The 14,502-nt window shown below is 71.4% G+C and carries 14 protein-coding genes, 1 pseudogene and 1 riboswitch; of the genes and pseudogenes, 5 read left to right on the forward strand and 10 right to left on the reverse strand.

What is annotated here, in order from left to right:
* The first annotated feature begins 148 nt into the window (after positions 1–148).
* Entirely contained in the window at positions 149–1,588 is a 1,440-nt protein-coding gene (locus tag K3769_RS36260; RefSeq protein ID WP_267030457.1) for a M6 family metalloprotease domain-containing protein, read from the forward strand.
* Positions 1,589–1,759: 171 nt separating this feature from the next.
* On the opposite strand, the pseudogene ctaD reads toward K3769_RS36260, so the two are convergent.
* Positions 1,760–3,394: pseudogene (gene ctaD / locus K3769_RS36265) on the reverse strand (aa3-type cytochrome oxidase subunit I); the annotation flags it as partial.
* A 105-nt stretch (positions 3,395–3,499) separates the two neighbouring features.
* Between ctaD and K3769_RS36270 the strand changes: the two are divergent.
* Together K3769_RS36270 and K3769_RS36275 are read left to right on the forward strand one after the other, a co-directional pair.
* Positions 3,500–4,078, forward strand: coding sequence for an RNA polymerase sigma factor (locus K3769_RS36270; protein ID WP_267030459.1), 579 nt, complete (start codon positions 3,500–3,502; stop codon positions 4,076–4,078).
* Positions 4,071–5,138 (forward strand): CU044_5270 family protein, encoded by a 1,068-nt coding sequence (locus K3769_RS36275; protein WP_267030460.1) that lies wholly within the window; start codon positions 4,071–4,073, stop codon positions 5,136–5,138. Before K3769_RS36270 ends, K3769_RS36275 begins: the two co-directional genes overlap by 8 nt.
* A 15-nt stretch (positions 5,139–5,153) precedes the next feature.
* On the opposite strand, the gene K3769_RS36280 is transcribed toward K3769_RS36275, so the two are convergent.
* Together K3769_RS36280 and K3769_RS36285 are read right to left on the reverse strand one after the other, a co-directional pair.
* Positions 5,154–6,014: a bifunctional 5,10-methylenetetrahydrofolate dehydrogenase/5,10-methenyltetrahydrofolate cyclohydrolase gene (locus K3769_RS36280; protein WP_267030461.1), complete on the reverse strand. Its 861-nt coding sequence runs from the start codon at positions 6,012–6,014 to the stop codon at positions 5,154–5,156.
* A gap of 20 nt (positions 6,015–6,034) precedes the next feature.
* Positions 6,035–6,121, reverse strand: a riboswitch (ZMP/ZTP riboswitch).
* A gap of 17 nt (positions 6,122–6,138) precedes the next feature.
* Positions 6,139–6,993 (reverse strand): hypothetical protein, encoded by an 855-nt coding sequence (locus K3769_RS36285; RefSeq protein WP_267030462.1) that lies wholly within the window; start codon positions 6,991–6,993, stop codon positions 6,139–6,141.
* A 484-nt stretch (positions 6,994–7,477) separates the two neighbouring features.
* On the opposite strand from K3769_RS36285, the gene K3769_RS36290 reads away from it, so the two are divergent.
* Both K3769_RS36290 and K3769_RS36295 read left to right on the forward strand, forming a co-directional pair.
* The gene (locus tag K3769_RS36290) at positions 7,478–7,777 is read left to right on the forward strand and encodes a hypothetical protein (protein WP_267030463.1); all 300 of its coding nucleotides are present in this window, start codon (positions 7,478–7,480) and stop codon (positions 7,775–7,777) included.
* Positions 7,778–7,945: 168 nt separating this feature from the next.
* Entirely contained in the window at positions 7,946–8,170 is a 225-nt protein-coding gene (locus tag K3769_RS36295) for a hypothetical protein (RefSeq protein WP_267030464.1), read from the forward strand.
* Positions 8,171–8,221: 51 nt separating this feature from the next.
* Here the strand turns inward: K3769_RS36295 and K3769_RS36300 are convergent, their stop codons facing one another.
* The 7 genes from K3769_RS36300 to K3769_RS36330 all read right to left on the reverse strand — a co-directional run bounded on the left by K3769_RS36300 (position 8,222) and on the right by K3769_RS36330 (position 14,403).
* The gene (locus K3769_RS36300) at positions 8,222–9,337 is read right to left on the reverse strand and encodes a polyprenyl synthetase family protein (RefSeq protein ID WP_372515107.1); all 1,116 of its coding nucleotides are present in this window, start codon (positions 9,335–9,337) and stop codon (positions 8,222–8,224) included.
* A complete protein-coding gene (locus tag K3769_RS36305) occupies positions 9,334–10,494 on the reverse strand; it encodes a tetratricopeptide repeat protein (RefSeq protein ID WP_267030465.1) in 1,161 nt (386 codons plus the stop codon). The genes K3769_RS36300 and K3769_RS36305 overlap by 4 nt, the downstream gene beginning before the upstream one ends.
* 267 nt (positions 10,495–10,761) lie before the next feature.
* Positions 10,762–11,271 carry a mycothiol transferase gene (locus tag K3769_RS36310; protein WP_267030466.1) on the reverse strand — a complete coding sequence of 170 codons (510 nt, stop codon included), beginning with the start codon at positions 11,269–11,271 and terminating at the stop codon, positions 10,762–10,764.
* Between the two features lie 69 nt (positions 11,272–11,340).
* A complete protein-coding gene (locus K3769_RS36315) occupies positions 11,341–11,814 on the reverse strand; it encodes a Zn-ribbon domain-containing OB-fold protein (RefSeq protein WP_372515108.1) in 474 nt (157 codons plus the stop codon).
* Between the two features lie 123 nt (positions 11,815–11,937).
* Positions 11,938–12,687 (reverse strand): TetR family transcriptional regulator, encoded by a 750-nt coding sequence (locus K3769_RS36320; RefSeq protein ID WP_372515109.1) that lies wholly within the window; start codon positions 12,685–12,687, stop codon positions 11,938–11,940.
* A 98-nt stretch (positions 12,688–12,785) separates the two neighbouring features.
* On the reverse strand, positions 12,786–13,169 hold the full coding sequence (locus K3769_RS36325; protein ID WP_267030467.1) for a hypothetical protein: 384 nt from the start codon (positions 13,167–13,169) through the stop codon (positions 12,786–12,788).
* Positions 13,170–13,479: 310 nt separating this feature from the next.
* Positions 13,480–14,403: a MurR/RpiR family transcriptional regulator gene (locus K3769_RS36330; protein ID WP_267030468.1), complete on the reverse strand. Its 924-nt coding sequence runs from the start codon at positions 14,401–14,403 to the stop codon at positions 13,480–13,482.
* Positions 14,404–14,502: the final 99 nt, after the last annotated feature.

Below are 14,502 nucleotides of genomic sequence, written 5' to 3' on the forward strand. Positions count from 1 at the left end.
TCGACGGCCTCAACGGCCTTGCGTCGGAAGGACGTTGACAGGGCGGGCACCCCCGGATATGAGAGGGCGTAAGACCCCATCAGGGTCGGTTTTCTCTGGATCCTCCGTATCCGGCAAAGAGGGGTTCGTCCCCTGAAGGGGGTGCCTGATGCGTCATACGCTCAGCCCTGTCCGCCCGGCACACGACTGTGCCGCCGCCTGCCCCGTACCGCTGTCGCCGCAGGCCCTGGCACAGCTGTACGCCCGCTATCTCGAACTGACCAAGGAACGCCGCCTGCCCAGGAACACCACCTTCGAGGAGTACTACTCCGTCTGGCGCGCGGGCCGGAGGGGCGAGAACCTCGTCGGCCTGGACGACGGAGCCACCGACCCCGGCCCCAGCACCGACAAGCAGCTCATCACCCGGCCCACGACCCAACTCCGGGGCACCGTAAGGACGCTGGTGCTGCTCGTCGACTTCCCCGACCAGCCGCACGAGGTCGACCACGGGCCAGGCCACTACGACAGCATGCTCTTCGGCCTGGACGAGTTCCCGAGCGGCAGCATGCGCTCCTTCTACCGGCAGGTCAGCGGCTTCGACACCTCGCCCAGCACCGGCATCGACATCGAGGGCGCGGTGCACGGCTGGTTCCGGATGCCGCAGCCGCTGTCGTTCTACGCCGACGGCAACTCGGGCATGAACGCCACCTTCCCGCGCAACACCCAGGGACTGGCGCGCGACGCCGTACTGGCGGCCCAGGCCGCCGGGGTCGACTTCACGTCCTTCGACGCGCTCGGCGAGGGCGCCGTCACCGCCCTGTTCATCATCCACGCGGGACGCGGCGCCGAGCAGACGACCCAGCGCGGCGACCTGTGGAGCCTCAAGTGGACGATCCCCGACGGTGTCGAGGTCGCGCCCGGCCTGTCCGTGCGCACGTTCCTGACCGTGCCCGAGGACTGCGCCGTCGGAGTCTGCGCCCATGAGTGGGGGCACCTCGCGGCGCGCTGGGCCGACTACTACGACACCGGACAGCAGCAGCTGACCCGGTCGGCCGGGCTCGGCAACTACTGCCTCATGTCCGGCGGTTCCTGGGGCAACGGCGGGCTGACGCCGGTGTTCCCGACGGCCATGCTGCGGATGTTCCACGGCTGGATCGAGCCCCAGGTGGTGAACAAGACCACCCGCGACATCCGGCTGCGGCCCGCCGCGGAGGACGGCGGGGCGGTGTTCGTGCAGAACCCCGAGACGATGTCCGACAGCCAGTACGTCCTCGTCGAGTACCGCCGTCGCCGGGGGCAGGACGCCTTCCTGCCCGACGAGGGGATCGCGGTGTACGTCGTCGACGAGTCGATCGACAACGTCAACGACGAGCAGAACCTCGCCATCGAGCTCCTTCAGGCCGACGGCCGGGGCGACCTCTCACGGATGTTCGGCCGGGGGAACCGGGGCGACAGCGACGACCTGTACCCGTTCGGGGACCGCAACACGGTCGGCGAGAGGACGGAGCCCCCGCTCAACCTGCCCGACGGCAAGTGGACGGGGATCACCGTGGAGACGGCGGGCACGGCAGGGTCCGACGAGATGACGGTCCACATCACGGTGACCTGACCACCGCGCAGTTCCCCGCACCCTCAAAGGGGCGCGGGGAACTGCGCAATCTTTTGGCTTTTCAGGGGCGCGGGGAACGGCGCAATCTTTTGGCTTTTCAGGGGCGCGGGGAACGGCGCAATCCTTAGTCTTTCAGGGGCGCGGGGAACTGCGCAGTCCGTTGCCCTACCCGATCTCAGGGTGGTGCAGATCGAACGCCGGAGACTCCGAACGAATCCGCGGCAGAACGACGAAGTTGTGCCGCGGCGGCGGGCAGGACGTGGCCCACTCCAGCGAACGGCCGTACCCCCACGGGTCGTCGACCTCGACCTTCTCGCCGTACTTCGCCGTCTTCCAGATGTTGTAGAAGAACGGCAGCAGGGACAACCCGAGGACGAAGGAGAAGATACTGGAGACCGTGTTGAGGAACGTGAATCCCTCCACGGCCAGATAGTCGGGAATCCTGCGCTGCATTCCGTTCGCGCCCAGCCAGTGCTGGACGAGGAACGTCCCGTGGAAGCCGATGAACAGCGTCCAGAAGGTGACTTTTCCGAGGCGTTCGTCGAGCATCTTGCCGGTGAACTTCGGCCACCAGAAGTGGAAGCCGGAGAACATCGCGAACACGACCGTGCCGAATATCACGTAGTGGAAGTGTGCGACCACGAAGTACGAGTCCGAGACGTGGAAGTCCATCGTCGGCGACGCCAGGATGACACCGGTCAGACCACCGAACACGAACGTGACGAGAAAACCGGTCGCCCACAGCATCGGCGTCTCGAAGGACAGCGAGCCCCGCCACATCGTGCCGATCCAGTTGAAGAACTTCACGCCGGTCGGTACGGCGATGAGGAACGTCATGAAGGAGAAGAACGGCAGCAGCACACCGCCGGTGACGTACATGTGGTGCGCCCACACCGTCACGGACAGACCCGCGATGGCGATGGTCGCGCCGATCAGGCCCATGTAGCCGAACATCGGCTTGCGGGAGAAGACCGGAATGACCTCGGAGATGATGCCGAAGAACGGCAACGCGATGATGTACACCTCCGGATGGCCGAAGAACCAGAACAAGTGCTGCCACAGCAACGCTCCACCGTTCGCCGCATCGAAGATGTGCGCGCCGAATTTCCGATCCGCCTCCAGCGCGAACAGCGCGGCGGCGAGCACGGGGAAGGCGAGCAGCACCAGGACCGCGGTGAGCAGCACGTTCCACACGAAGATCGGCATACGGAACATCGTCATGCCGGGGGCGCGCATGCAGATGATGGTGGTGATGAAGTTGACCGCGCCGAGGATGGTGCCGAAGCCGGAGAAGGCCAGACCCATGATCCACATGTCGGCGCCGATGCCCGGCGAGCGGACCGCGTCCGAGAGCGGGCTGTAGGCGAACCAGCCGAAGTCCGCCGCGCCCTGCGGGGTGAGGAAGCCACCGACCGCGATGAGCGAGCCGAACAGGTACAGCCAGTAGGCGAACATGTTCAGCCGCGGGAACGCCACGTCGGGCGCGCCGATCTGCAGCGGCATGATCCAGTTGGCGAAGCCCGCGAACAGCGGCGTCGCGAACATCAGCAGCATGATCGTGCCGTGCATCGTGAACGCCTGGTTGAACTGCTCGTTCGACATGATCTGCGTGCCGGGACGGGCCAGTTCGGCGCGCATCAGCAGCGCCATGACGCCACCGACGCAGAAGAACGCGAACGACGTGACCAGGTACATCGTGCCGATCGTCTTGTGGTCCGTGGTGGTCAGCCACCGGACGGCGGCGAGGCCGGGACGGCGGCCCGGGCGTGGGGGCGCGAGCGCCGGGGTGACAGTGTTGCTCTCCATGATCCGCCTGTGTCCGTCCGCCCCTTCGACGTCACACGTGAGCGGAGCGACAAGGATCACCGAAACAGGTGTGACGATCGCGGACCTGCCGGACACATACGCAACATGAGCAACGACGAGATCTTCGCCGCTGCCTATCGCGAGCACTACTGGGCGGTCAGCCGCTATGTTGCGCGGCGACTGGACGGCCGGACGAGCGAAGTCGAGGAAGTGGTGGCGGAGGTCTTCACCGTCGCCTGGCGGCGCCGGTCCGACCTGCCCGCGTCCCCGCTTCCCTGGCTGTACGGCGTGGCGCGCAACTGCCTGTCGAACGCGGTACGCGGCTACGGGCGCCGGCGGCGGCTGATGAACAGGCTCGGGAACGACGAGACCGCCCACGGCCGGCACATCGTGGACAGCCCCGGCTCCGAGCGGCCCGCCGAGTGGGTGCACGACGCGCTGGCCCGCCTCTCCCCGGCCGACCAGGAGGTGCTGCGGCTCACCGCCTGGGAGGAACTCGGGGTCGACGAGATCGCCGTGGCCCTCGGCTGCGGCAGCCGGGCGGCGGTGATGCGGCTGCACCGGGCCCGTCGCCGCCTCAGGACCGAGATCGACCGCCTGCGGATCACGGTGGCCCCGGGCGCCGTGGCCGCGGACCCCGGGACGCCCCGCCGCGACACCCCGAAGGAGCAGGGCCATGGCTGACGAACTCGAACTGCTGCGCCGAGCCGACCCGGTGCCCTCCGACGACCCCCGTCTCGGCGACGGCCCGCTGGGCCCCGGGGCCGAGAGCCACCTGGCCCACCTCCTGGCCAGCGCGAGCGCGGATACGAGCGCGGATACGAGCGCGAGTGCGGGCGGGCACGCGGGCGCTGAGGCGGGTGCCGAGACGGGCGGCGCGGGCACCGGACCCCGCCCGTGGCGCACCCGTACCCGTCTCCTCTGGGCGCTCGCGGCCACCGTGGTGATCGCCGTGACCGCCACCGCTCTCCTCCTGGCGGGCCCGAACACCACCCCGGCGGTGGCCGCGCCCCGCCCGCTGGTGGTCCGGGCCGACTCCACTCCCGTACCCCTCGACAGGCTGGCAGAGCTGGCAGAGCGGGAGGCGGGGGACGACGGGGCGGCGGGGCTGCGCAAGGGCACGCACGTGCAGTCGTGGAGCGTGGGCATGTCGGAGAACGAGCCGCCGATCACGCTGCCCGTGGAACGCGTCGTGCGCTGGAACGCCGACGACAGCCACACGGTCCTGGTCGTCGCGACCGACCCGCGCCACCCCGGCCGGCGGGTGCTCGGCGAAGCGGACGACGGCCCGCGCCTCGTCGACGACGGGCACGTCATCAGCGAGCAGACCTTCCCGCCGAGCTGGAGCGACGCCCCGCCCCAGTCACCGCCCCCGCACGACACCGCGCGGCTGCGCGCATATCTGCGCGAGGCCCAGCACCTCGACGGCCCGCCGACCACCCCCGAACTGCTGGACGCCGTCGCGGTACTCCTCGACACCTGGACCCCCGGCGCCCGCGAGAACGCCGCACTCGCCCGTCTCCTCGCGGACGCGGAGGGGCTGAGGCCGGTCGGCCGGGTGACCGACCGCCTCGGCCGGCCCGGGCAGGCGTACGTGTACGACGGATCCGGTTACCGCCGGATGCTGATCATGGACCCGGCCACCGGTGCCGTACTGGGCCTGGAGTCCACGGCCTCCGCCGACGAGCCCGAGTACGGCGTCGAGGCGGGGGACGTCATGGAGTACAGCGCGTGGATCCGCTGACGTCCCCGCCCCTGATCAGGCGCCGGTCTGCCGGACGGCCGCCTCGACGGTCTGGGACAGCAGCGTGGCGATCGTCACCGGACCGACACCACCGGGCACGGGGGTGATCAGCGAGGCCCGTTCACGGGCGCCGTCGAAGTCGACGTCACCCACGTTCCCGGCGTTGTAGCCGGCGTCGACGACGACCGCGCCCGGCTTGATGTCCTCCCCGCGGATCAGCCGGGCACGCCCCACCGCGGCCACCACGATGTCCGCCTCCCGCAGGACCGCCGACAGGTCGCCGGCCGGGGTGCGCGAGTGGCAGTACGTCACCGTGGCGTCGCGGCCGAGCAGCAGCATGCCCACCGGCCTGCCCAGGATCGCGCTGCGGCCCACCACCACGGCACGCCGGCCGGCCGGATCGACGTCGTACGCGTCGAGGAGGCGCATGATCGCGCCCGGGGTGCACGAGGAGAAACCGGGCAGTCCGAAGCTCATCGCGGAGAAGGAGGCGAGGGTCACCCCGTCGACGTCCTTCTGCGGGGCGATCGCCTCGAAGGCCGCCCGCTCGTCGATGTGGGGCCCCATCGGGTGCTGGAGCAGGATGCCGTGCACGGTGGGGTCCGCGGACAGCTCGGTGAGTGTGCCGATCAGCTCGGCGGTCGTGGTCGCGGCGGGCAGGGACACGTGCCGTGAGGCGATCCCCGCCTTGCGCGAACGGTTCTGCTTCATCCGTACGTAGGTGACGGACGCCGGGTCCTCGCCCACCAGCACGGTGGCGAGACAGGGCGTTACGCCCGTGCGTCCGGTGAGGTCGGCCGCCTGCTTCGCCGTCTCCTCGACGATCCGCCGGGCGAGACCGGTGCCGTCCATGAGTGTGGCTGTGGCCTGGGACATGTGTCGCTCCTGAGCGTCGTGGAAGATGCCCAGGCGCGCGGCGGTGACGGTTGCGTCGGGCCGCTCCCCGGTGGTGGTCCACCTCAGCGCCAGTCACGGCCTGCGGCCAGTTTACGCCCGGCCCTCAGCCCTCGTTCCCGCGGCCGGTGGTGGGATCCGTCCCCGTCAGGAACGCGGTCGCCTGGGACGCCACGCGGACGGCTCCGATCGCTCCGGCCCAGCGCGCGACCTCCGTGGCGAGGGCCGTGGCGGCCGGTTCGTCGCCGGTGTCGCGGGCCAGGACGGCCAGGAGCATCTGCTGGGAGAGGGTCCCGGGGACGTTCCCGGCGCGGGCGCCGAGAGCGGTCGCCCGGGTCCAGCGCTGCCGCGCCCGCTCGTGGTCGAGGTTGTCGTGGTCGTGGTCGCCGAGGTGGCGCAGCGCCTCGCGGGCCAGCAGGTCGTCGGCCGATTCCCCCGCGTGCAGGGCGAGTTCGTAGTGCGCGGGTGCCTCGTCCCGTTCGGCGAACAGGTTGTCGACGATCAGCCCCAGGTACATCCGCGCCCAGCCCCGGCGTACGTCGTCGGCCGCCCGTTCGCACAACTCGTCCGCGCGCCGCCGCAGTTCCGCCAGCTCGGCGGGGTCCTTGCCGGCGGGCCCGAACCGGAAGGCGCCGTCGCCGAGCAGCAGCCGGAAGTACGCGTGCCGCAGCCGTACGAAGTCCAGGTCCCAGCGCCCGACCGGCTCGGTGAGCCCGCCGATCGCGGAGTCCGCGGTGGCGATCCGGGCGTCCGCCGTGTCCGTACCGCCGAACCAGTCGCGCTCCAGGGCGATCTGCGCGCCGGCGAGTGCGAGAGCCGCCCGGTCGCGCGGCTCGGTGGTGACCGTGGCGTCGAGGAGGCATAACGCGCGCTGCCACCGTCCGGCCCGGGCCAGTTCACGTGCCGCGGCGGTGACCTCGACCACCGGGAGGGCGGCGTGCGGCGTACTCGTCTTTGTCATGGCGAGGAAGGTAGTAATCAGAAAAACCATCCACAAGGAAACTATTGCGCGACTTCAGGACAACGGGCGACTGAGCCACCGCCGCCCCGGGAGGTCGGCGAAGCGATCACCGACGGGGACGCGCGGCCCGCAGTGCCGAGCGGACCGCCGATCGGAGGAGTGCGGCGGGCACGCGCCGGACGGCCCCGCGAGCCGGCCGGGGCCGCGTCGGTGGGCCCGGGCTCAGCCGGGCCGTGAAGGTCCAGGTCAGACGGGAGGTGATCCGGACCCTCGGCGTCATTCCTCGGCGTCCATGGCAGACCTCCTGGTGGACCACTGGCGAATGAGGCCGTGGCCCGCGGTGCGGAGCGGGCCGTGCGAGGCCTCTTCTCCGAGACTCCTCCGGCACGGGAGTCCCGGCAAGCGCAGCCGTACCGATGCGCCTGTCGGGTGAGGGGGCGGGCGGAGCCGTGTCCGCGAGCAGCTTGTCACCGTTGCTGAAAGCATGATCTCAACACGACGTATTGTCGCCGCCGTTGGTCTCGCCATCAGCGTCACGGGTCTCGCCGTACCGTCAGCGGGCGCCGCCACGGTCCCCGAGAAGGCAAAACTGGACCCGATCGCGGAGCTCGACCAGATCGCCGTGAGCGACCTCCCCGTCGAGCACCGGAACAAGATCCCGAAGATCTCCGACGGCATCCAGTCCCTCAACCAGCTGAACGGCCTCTACCAGCTGGAGCAGCTGCACCAGGTGACCGACCTCGCCGCCCCCGTCACGGGACTGCTCCCGGCGATCGAGTACTGAGCTGCCCTGTACCGGGCCGTGCGGGGCTGGGCCCATCCGTTCCGGGCCGTTCCGGGCCGTGCCGGTCCGGGGCCTCGCCGTGTGGGTCGCTGAGAGGCCCGGTGACGATCCGGTGGGCATCGGACCCGCCCGGATGCGCGCGGGGGCGGTCCGGGTGAGGCTGAGAGCATGTCCGAACACCCCGCAGTACTCGTGCATCCGCCGCGCGGCGACGGCGGCCGACGCGTGACGGTCCACGGCGAGCCGATCGGCACCGCCATGAACCTCCCGGACATCGTCGAGTTCCTGCGCCGCGCCGGGCTGGAGTTCGACGAGAACGAGGTTGCGGTGTCCCCGCTCATCGAGTGGCGCGGCGGAGGCTCCTCTTACTGGGGACCCGAGCCGGGACTCTGACGCAGGTCGAGTGACTGCTGGTGTGCAGGCACGGGAGCGGTGCGGGGTCGGTCACATCTCGCGGTGTACGAGATGGGCGAGAAGGGCTCGCAGGTCGTCGGTGGTCCGGACCGTGCGACCGGTACGGACGGTCCGGGGAAGACCGTCGAGACAGGCTTCGACGGCGGCGATGTGCCGGCGGGCCTCCGCCGTCGCGGCCCCACGTCCGCCGGCGTCCTCGATCAGGGCGGCGGCGCGGCGGGCGTCCGCCGCGCCGAGGGAGCCGGCGGAGTCGAGGAGACGGGCGAGCGGGCGGCCGGCCGGCGTGCCGAGGGCGGCCAGGACAGGGAACGTCTTCTTGCCCCGGAGCAGGTCCGCGTGGACCGGCTTGCCCGTCACGGCGGGATCGCCCCAGATGCCCAGGAGATCGTCGACCACCTGGAAGGCGAGGCCCAGATGGCGGCCCGCGCGGTCGAGCGCGGCGACCGTCTCGCGAGGGGCGCCGGCGAGCACGGCGCCGAGGGCGGTCGCGCAGCCCAGCAGGGCGCCGGTCTTGTGCTCGGCCATCGCGCGGTACTCGTCCGGGCGGACCGCCTCCGGGCCGGTCCAGGGGCGGCTCTCGAAGAGCAGGTCGTCGGCCTGGCCGCGGACGAGGTCGTTGAGCGCGGTGGACAGGTGGCGTACGGCCGAGGGGATGTCGGTGCCTGGGGCGCCGGTTCCCGGGGTGGCGGCGAGGGTCTCCACGGCGAGGGCGAACAGCGCGTCGCCCGCGAGGACGGCCGGGCCTGTGCCGTACGCCTTCCAGGCCGTGGGGCGCCCGCGCCGGGTCGGGTCGCCGTCCATGATGTCGTCGTGGAGCAGCGAGAAGGTGTGCACCAGTTCCACGGCGACGGCCGCGGTCACGCCGGCGCTCCGCGGGGCGCCGGCCGCCTCCGCGCCCAGCACGGCGAGGGCCTGCCGCAGACCCTTGCCACCCGCGGGCGCGGCCACGGGCGCGCCGCCGGGCTCGCACCAGCCGAGGGAGTAGGCGGCCATCTCGCCCACCCAGGGATGCAGCCGCGCGATCGCCTCGGCCAGCGCGGGGCGTACGAGGCTGCGGCTGTGCTCCAGCAGACGGGACGCGCGCTCGTCCGCGTGTGCCCTTGGGGCGGGCCGGGAGGGGGAGAGAGCGGAGGACATCGTGGTCATCGCCGGCTCCCGACGTCGGCACGGTCGGGCATGGGCATGGGCACGGGCACGGGCACGGCGTCGGCCCCGGCTTCGGCACTGGCCCTGGGCCCGGTGTCGGGTTCAGGGGCTTCAGGGGCTTCAGGGGTGGTGGGGGTGATGCCCAGTTCCGTCTGGGCCCGGGAGACCATTCGGTGGGCGTGGCGGAGGCCGATTCGGTCCAGCACCTGTGCCAGGTCCGCCAGTTCGGCCGCCGTCTCGTGCAGGGGGCGGCCCAGGCGGGCCAGGGACTTGGCCAGGCCGAGCCGGGAGAGCGCCTCCCCGCGGGGCTCGCCCATCGCCCGGAACTCCGCCAGGGCCTGCTCGTAGAGGTCGCGGGCCTGGGCGTAACGCCCGGCGCGGTACAGGACGTTGCCGCGCATCTTGTGGTTGTACGCGAGCGCGCTGGACAGGTTCATCTCGCGGCACGTCACCTCGGCCTCGGCGAGCAGACCGAGCGCCCGGTCGGCGTCCCCGTCACGCACGGACACGATGTCGGCGAGCCCGCGCAGCGCCCACGCGCGCCCACGCCGGTCGTCCGCCCGGCCGGCGATCTCCGCCGCCTCCTCGAACATCGCGTACGCCGTGTCGTACGAACCGGTGTTGCGGTGCATCTGCGCTATCCCTTCGAGCGCCCACACCGTGTGCCGCGCCTCGCCGCGTTTGCGCGCCTCCGCCAGCAACTGCTCGTGGAGCGCGCCGACCGCCGCGTAGTCGCCCTGGATACGGCCGGTCTCCGCCATCCCCGCCAGTGAATAGCCCCGTACGACCACGTCGCCGCCCCGCTCGCCGAGTTCGGCCGCGAGGCCCAGCAGCCGCCAGGCCAGCGGGAGCGCCCCGCGCTGGCGGGCCAGTGTGCCACCGCTCCACAGCGCCCACGCCATCGCGGCCGTGTCCTTCGCCTCGCGGGCCGCGCGGTAACTCGCCTTCCACGCCAGGTCGGCTTCGCCCACCTGCCCGAGCCGCCGGTGCGCCTCCGCGACCGCGAGGCCCGAGCGGGCGGCCTCCGACCGTGCCCCGGCCCGCTCGGCCGCCCGCAACTGCTCGGTGCCCGCGGCCAGTACGTCGACCAGTGAGGAGTTCACGGACAGGGTGGTGAGCGCGCCTTGGTACTCGGGCGCGAATGCCTTGCCGTACATGGATGCCTTTCGGTCCGCCGGGTGAGGTGGACGCGGCCCGGCCCGCCCGTACACAGGTCGAAATCGACCACATCTATACACAGTGCGTATACATGCTGTGTATAGTGCCCCGGCTTCCACCCCGGTTCTCCGCCCCGGACCGTTGTCCTGGTGTGCTCGGTTCACCGGCGCCGCCGCGCCACCTCGTTGGAGATCAGGACGAGGATCGCGGCGGCGGGGTTGCCTCTGAGGCGTACATCACAGCGCGGGCGGTGGGGCGGGCGGCGCTCAGCCTTGGGCTGTCAGCCCTCGTGCGTAGGCGGCCTGACCCACGTGCTGTAGGTCGTCGGAGACCACGCTGACCAGGCGGGCGCCCAGGGTGACGGCCGGGGTCCAGTTCTCGTCGACGATGCGGTCCAGGTCCTCGGCGCGCAGGTCGCGCAGTGCCCGCAGGGTCTGCTCGTGCACGGCGTCGTAGTAGCCGGTCAGGAGGTCGCCCGAGTCCACCCGGACCTCGGCGACCTGTCGTGCGTCGTGGCCGTAGCCCGTGTCGTCCTCGGCCAGGGGCAGCGCGAAACGCTCCGCCCAGCCGCCCGTCAGCCAGACCTGCTTCAGGCTGAAGGCATCGGCGACGTGGTCGTCCTGGACACGGGTGAGGTGCCAGACCAGCCACGTGATCGAGTTGGCCGTGCCGCCGGGCCGGGCGTTGAGCTCGTCGGGGGAGAGGCCGACGACGGCGGCGTGCACCTCGTCCTTGATGCGTCCGTAGGCTTCGACCAGAACATCCTGGGCGTGCATGGGTTCCTCCGGGCTCTTTTCCGTGGACATGCGTCCCGCCCAGTGTCCCCCGCGCCGCCGCGCACTGCCTCAGCGCCAGCCGGCGTAGGACCCGTGGCGCGGTCCGGAGAACGGCTCCTCGCACAGCTTGAACACCGGCTCGCGGCGCACCGGGTCCGCCGACGTGGTGAGCTGGACCCGGTCGCCGGTGCGGATCGCGACGAGCGGTCCCGAGACACGGCCCCGGACCGTGAACCCCTCCGCCATCTCCACGAGCGAGACATTGCGCGCGCCGGGGGTGTTGCGCTGTACGACGGTCGCGTGGCGGATGACGCCGAGGCCCGCGCTGCGTTCCGTCCGCAGGTCGCTGCCCGCGCAGACCGGACAGAGCAGTCGTTGGAACGAACTGGTACCGCACCAGCGGCAGCGCAGGTACAGGAGCCCGTCCTCGGCGGCCCCCGCGCTCGTCGCCGTCCCGGTCGCCGCTCCTGCTTCCGTCGCCGTCCCCGTCGCCGTCTCCGGGTCGAGTAGGCCTGTCGTGGTCCCGCTTCCTCGGTGGAACACGATGTCATCTCCCTGCGCCTGGCCGGAATCCGAAGATGCGCGGCGCAGCGCCGCGCACGGCCTCAGGATATGGCACGCAGTGCCACGCGTAAAGGCACTCAGTTCCCTCAATCGCCGGGACAATCAGGCAGGATCGCGGCCGAGCGTGGTCTCCAACTCCTGGACGACCCGCCACAGCGGGGCACCGCGCCGGGAGACGACGACGACCACGTCGTCGTCTCCGCCCGCTCCCGGCCCCCGGGTCGGGCCGTCCGTAGCCCGCTCCGGCCCGAAGATCCCCAGGACGTGGGCGAGTGCGTGATCCACCTCGGCACTCGCGTCGCCGCGGCCGTCCGAACGCAGCCAGGACCGCAGCCCGTTGTTGTGCGCGGCGACCACGGCCGCCGCGATGACGTCGGCCCGCAGAGTCCCGTCGGGCCGTCCCGAGAAGCGTCCGCGCAGATAGTCGGCCAGCGCCCGCTCGTACCGCCAGACCACCGAGAGTTCGTACGTCCGCAGCCCCGGCACCTTGCGGGTGAGGCGGTAGCGCTGCACGGAGAACGCCGGGTTCTCGGCGTACATGCGCAGCACCAGGCGTGCGGCGTCGCAGACGCGCTCCACGGGCTCGTGACCGGGGCCGCTCTCGTCGAGGAAGGCGGTCATCCGCGTCAGGCAGCCCTCGTGGTCGGGGAAGACCACGTCCTCCTTGGACGGGAAGTACCGGAAGAAGGACCGGCGTCCGACACCCGCGAGGGCCACGATGTCGTCGACGGTGGTCTGCTCGTACCCCCGCTCCACGAACAGCTGGAACGCCGCCGCCACGAGGGACTCCCGCATCGGCGGCCTCGGACCGCTCGCGTCGGACGCCTGGTCGGGACGGGATGCCTCGCTCATGGTGGGGAACCTAGCACCGCACGAGAGCCCCATGGCACTCGGTGTGCTCCGAAAGGGGAACTGAGTGCCATCGTGCTCCGCGCCACTGAGCGGCCGGTTCAGTGGCCGTGGCGGGGGGTGTGGTTCTCCACCAGCGCCTGGGTGATCACGCGGACGCCCCGGGCGATGTGGTTCAACTGCGTCAGCTCGGCCGCGTACAGCTTGATCGTGTGCTCGATCACGGACTCGGGCATCCCCAGGGCCGGCAGCTCGGCCCGCGCGCTGTGCAGTGCGGTGCGCACGACCCGGATCTCCTGCTGGAGCTGGATCTGCGCGTGGCGGGCGAGGAGCACGGGCTGACGGATCAGCAGCGGGTAGCTGGCGTAGCGGGCCGGCACCAGCTCGCGCAGCCATCTCGCGGCCGACCGCTCCCAGTCGCGGTTGCCGGGCGTCTTGACCTGACAGGGCCAGTCCGTGCTGATGGGGGAGTACGTCAGGGACATGGGGATCGCTTCCGAGGTGGCCGGCGGGCGGTTCTGGTCGTTCTTGGCGGCCCCGGCCCAGGGGATTGACCGGGGCCGCCACGGGCGTGCGTGAGCGGTGCCCGTTTCCTGCGCCCGGGGGCGGTGCGAGGCGGGTGCGCCGCACTCCCGGGCGACCGGGACCCCACCGGAGCCCGATCAGCGAGAAGTATTCATATATACCGTCTGGTAAGCAAGGGTATGTAAAAATTCATGTGCCTGTGCGACTGAATTTCGCCTTGCGTGATGCTGTCGTCATATGCAGGAGAAGGGCCGGAAAGGGCCGCGCAGCTCAGTCCTTGAGGAAGAAGACGTGCTCGTCCGCGACCTGCTCGTAGTCCTCCAGCCGGGCCTGTGTCCGCTCGGGATCGGCGTCGGTCATGGCCTGCAGCAGCGCCGCGGACAGCACGGCGGGCGCGGCGTACGAGTCGAAGACGAGCCGCGCGCCGGTACCGGTCGCGAAGACGACGTCGGCCTCCTCGGCCAGCGGCCCCAGCCCCAGATCGGTCACCAGGGCGACGCGCAGACCGGCCCGCCGGGCGACCCGCACGGCCGTCAGGGTCTCCTGCGCGTGCCGGGGCATGGTGAAGGCCAGCACCCAGGTGCCGCCCGCCTCGCGCGACTGCAGCAGGGCGTCGTAGGCGACGCTCCCGCCCCGCGTCACCAGCCGGACGTCGGGGTGGATGCGCCGGGCGGCGTACGCGAAGTATTCGGCCAGTGAACCGGAGATCCGCAGCCCTAGGACGGTGAGCGGAGCGGACCGCGACAGCGCGCGTCCCGTCTCGATGACCTGTTCCGGGTCGGCGAAGTCGCGCCGCAGGTTCTCCAGGTTGTCGATCTCCGCGTCGACGGCGGCCTGCAGTTCGTTGGGCCGGGCCTCCTCGGCGGCGTCGGGCGAACCGGCGAGCTTGCTGAGCGCGATCGACTGGAGGCGTTCCCGCAGGGCCGGGTAGCCGCTGAAGCCCACCGCCGTCGCGAAGCGGGTCACCGAGGGCTGGCTCACGCCCACGCGCTCGGCGAGATCCGTGATCGACAGGAAGGCCGCGTCGGTGATGTGCTCGATCAGGTACTGGGCGATACGCCGCTGACCGGGGGAGAGCCGGGGGCCGTCGAACAGGTCCCGCAGCCGGGTCGTGGGCGCTGCCTCCGCCTCCGTGGCCGGTTTCCCCGAACTGATCGCAGATGCCTGCGCGCGGGCCTGCTGCGGCGATGGCACCGGTGCGCCTCCTTCGTGTCCCACTGTGCCTCAACATAGCCCACACCCCGCGACGCACGACCTGCCGCCGGCCACGACGCACCCGCACATACACACGCA

Source organism: Streptomyces ortus, assembly GCF_026341275.1.
GTDB classification, from domain to species: Bacteria; Actinomycetota; Actinomycetes; order Streptomycetales; family Streptomycetaceae; genus Streptomyces; species Streptomyces ortus.

What these genes read in the sequence shown, in the direction of transcription:
- K3769_RS36260 (WP_267030457.1), top strand. Translation starts at nt 149, where the DNA reads ATGCGTCATACGCTCAGCCCTGTCCGCCCGGCACACGACTGTGCCGCC.
- K3769_RS36270 (WP_267030459.1), top strand. Translation starts at nt 3,500, where the DNA reads ATGAGCAACGACGAGATCTTCGCCGCTGCCTATCGCGAGCACTACTGG.
- K3769_RS36275 (WP_267030460.1), top strand. Translation starts at nt 4,071, where the DNA reads ATGGCTGACGAACTCGAACTGCTGCGCCGAGCCGACCCGGTGCCCTCC.
- K3769_RS36280 (WP_267030461.1), bottom strand. Translation starts at nt 6,014, where the DNA reads ATGTCCCAGGCCACAGCCACACTCATGGACGGCACCGGTCTCGCCCGG.
- K3769_RS36285 (WP_267030462.1), bottom strand. Translation starts at nt 6,993, where the DNA reads ATGACAAAGACGAGTACGCCGCACGCCGCCCTCCCGGTGGTCGAGGTC.
- K3769_RS36290 (WP_267030463.1), top strand. Translation starts at nt 7,478, where the DNA reads ATGATCTCAACACGACGTATTGTCGCCGCCGTTGGTCTCGCCATCAGC.
- K3769_RS36295 (WP_267030464.1), top strand. Translation starts at nt 7,946, where the DNA reads ATGTCCGAACACCCCGCAGTACTCGTGCATCCGCCGCGCGGCGACGGC.
- K3769_RS36300 (WP_372515107.1), bottom strand. Translation starts at nt 9,337, where the DNA reads ATGACCACGATGTCCTCCGCTCTCTCCCCCTCCCGGCCCGCCCCAAGG.
- K3769_RS36305 (WP_267030465.1), bottom strand. Translation starts at nt 10,494, where the DNA reads ATGTACGGCAAGGCATTCGCGCCCGAGTACCAAGGCGCGCTCACCACC.
- K3769_RS36310 (WP_267030466.1), bottom strand. Translation starts at nt 11,271, where the DNA reads ATGCACGCCCAGGATGTTCTGGTCGAAGCCTACGGACGCATCAAGGAC.
- K3769_RS36320 (WP_372515109.1), bottom strand. Translation starts at nt 12,687, where the DNA reads ATGAGCGAGGCATCCCGTCCCGACCAGGCGTCCGACGCGAGCGGTCCG.
- K3769_RS36325 (WP_267030467.1), bottom strand. Translation starts at nt 13,169, where the DNA reads ATGTCCCTGACGTACTCCCCCATCAGCACGGACTGGCCCTGTCAGGTC.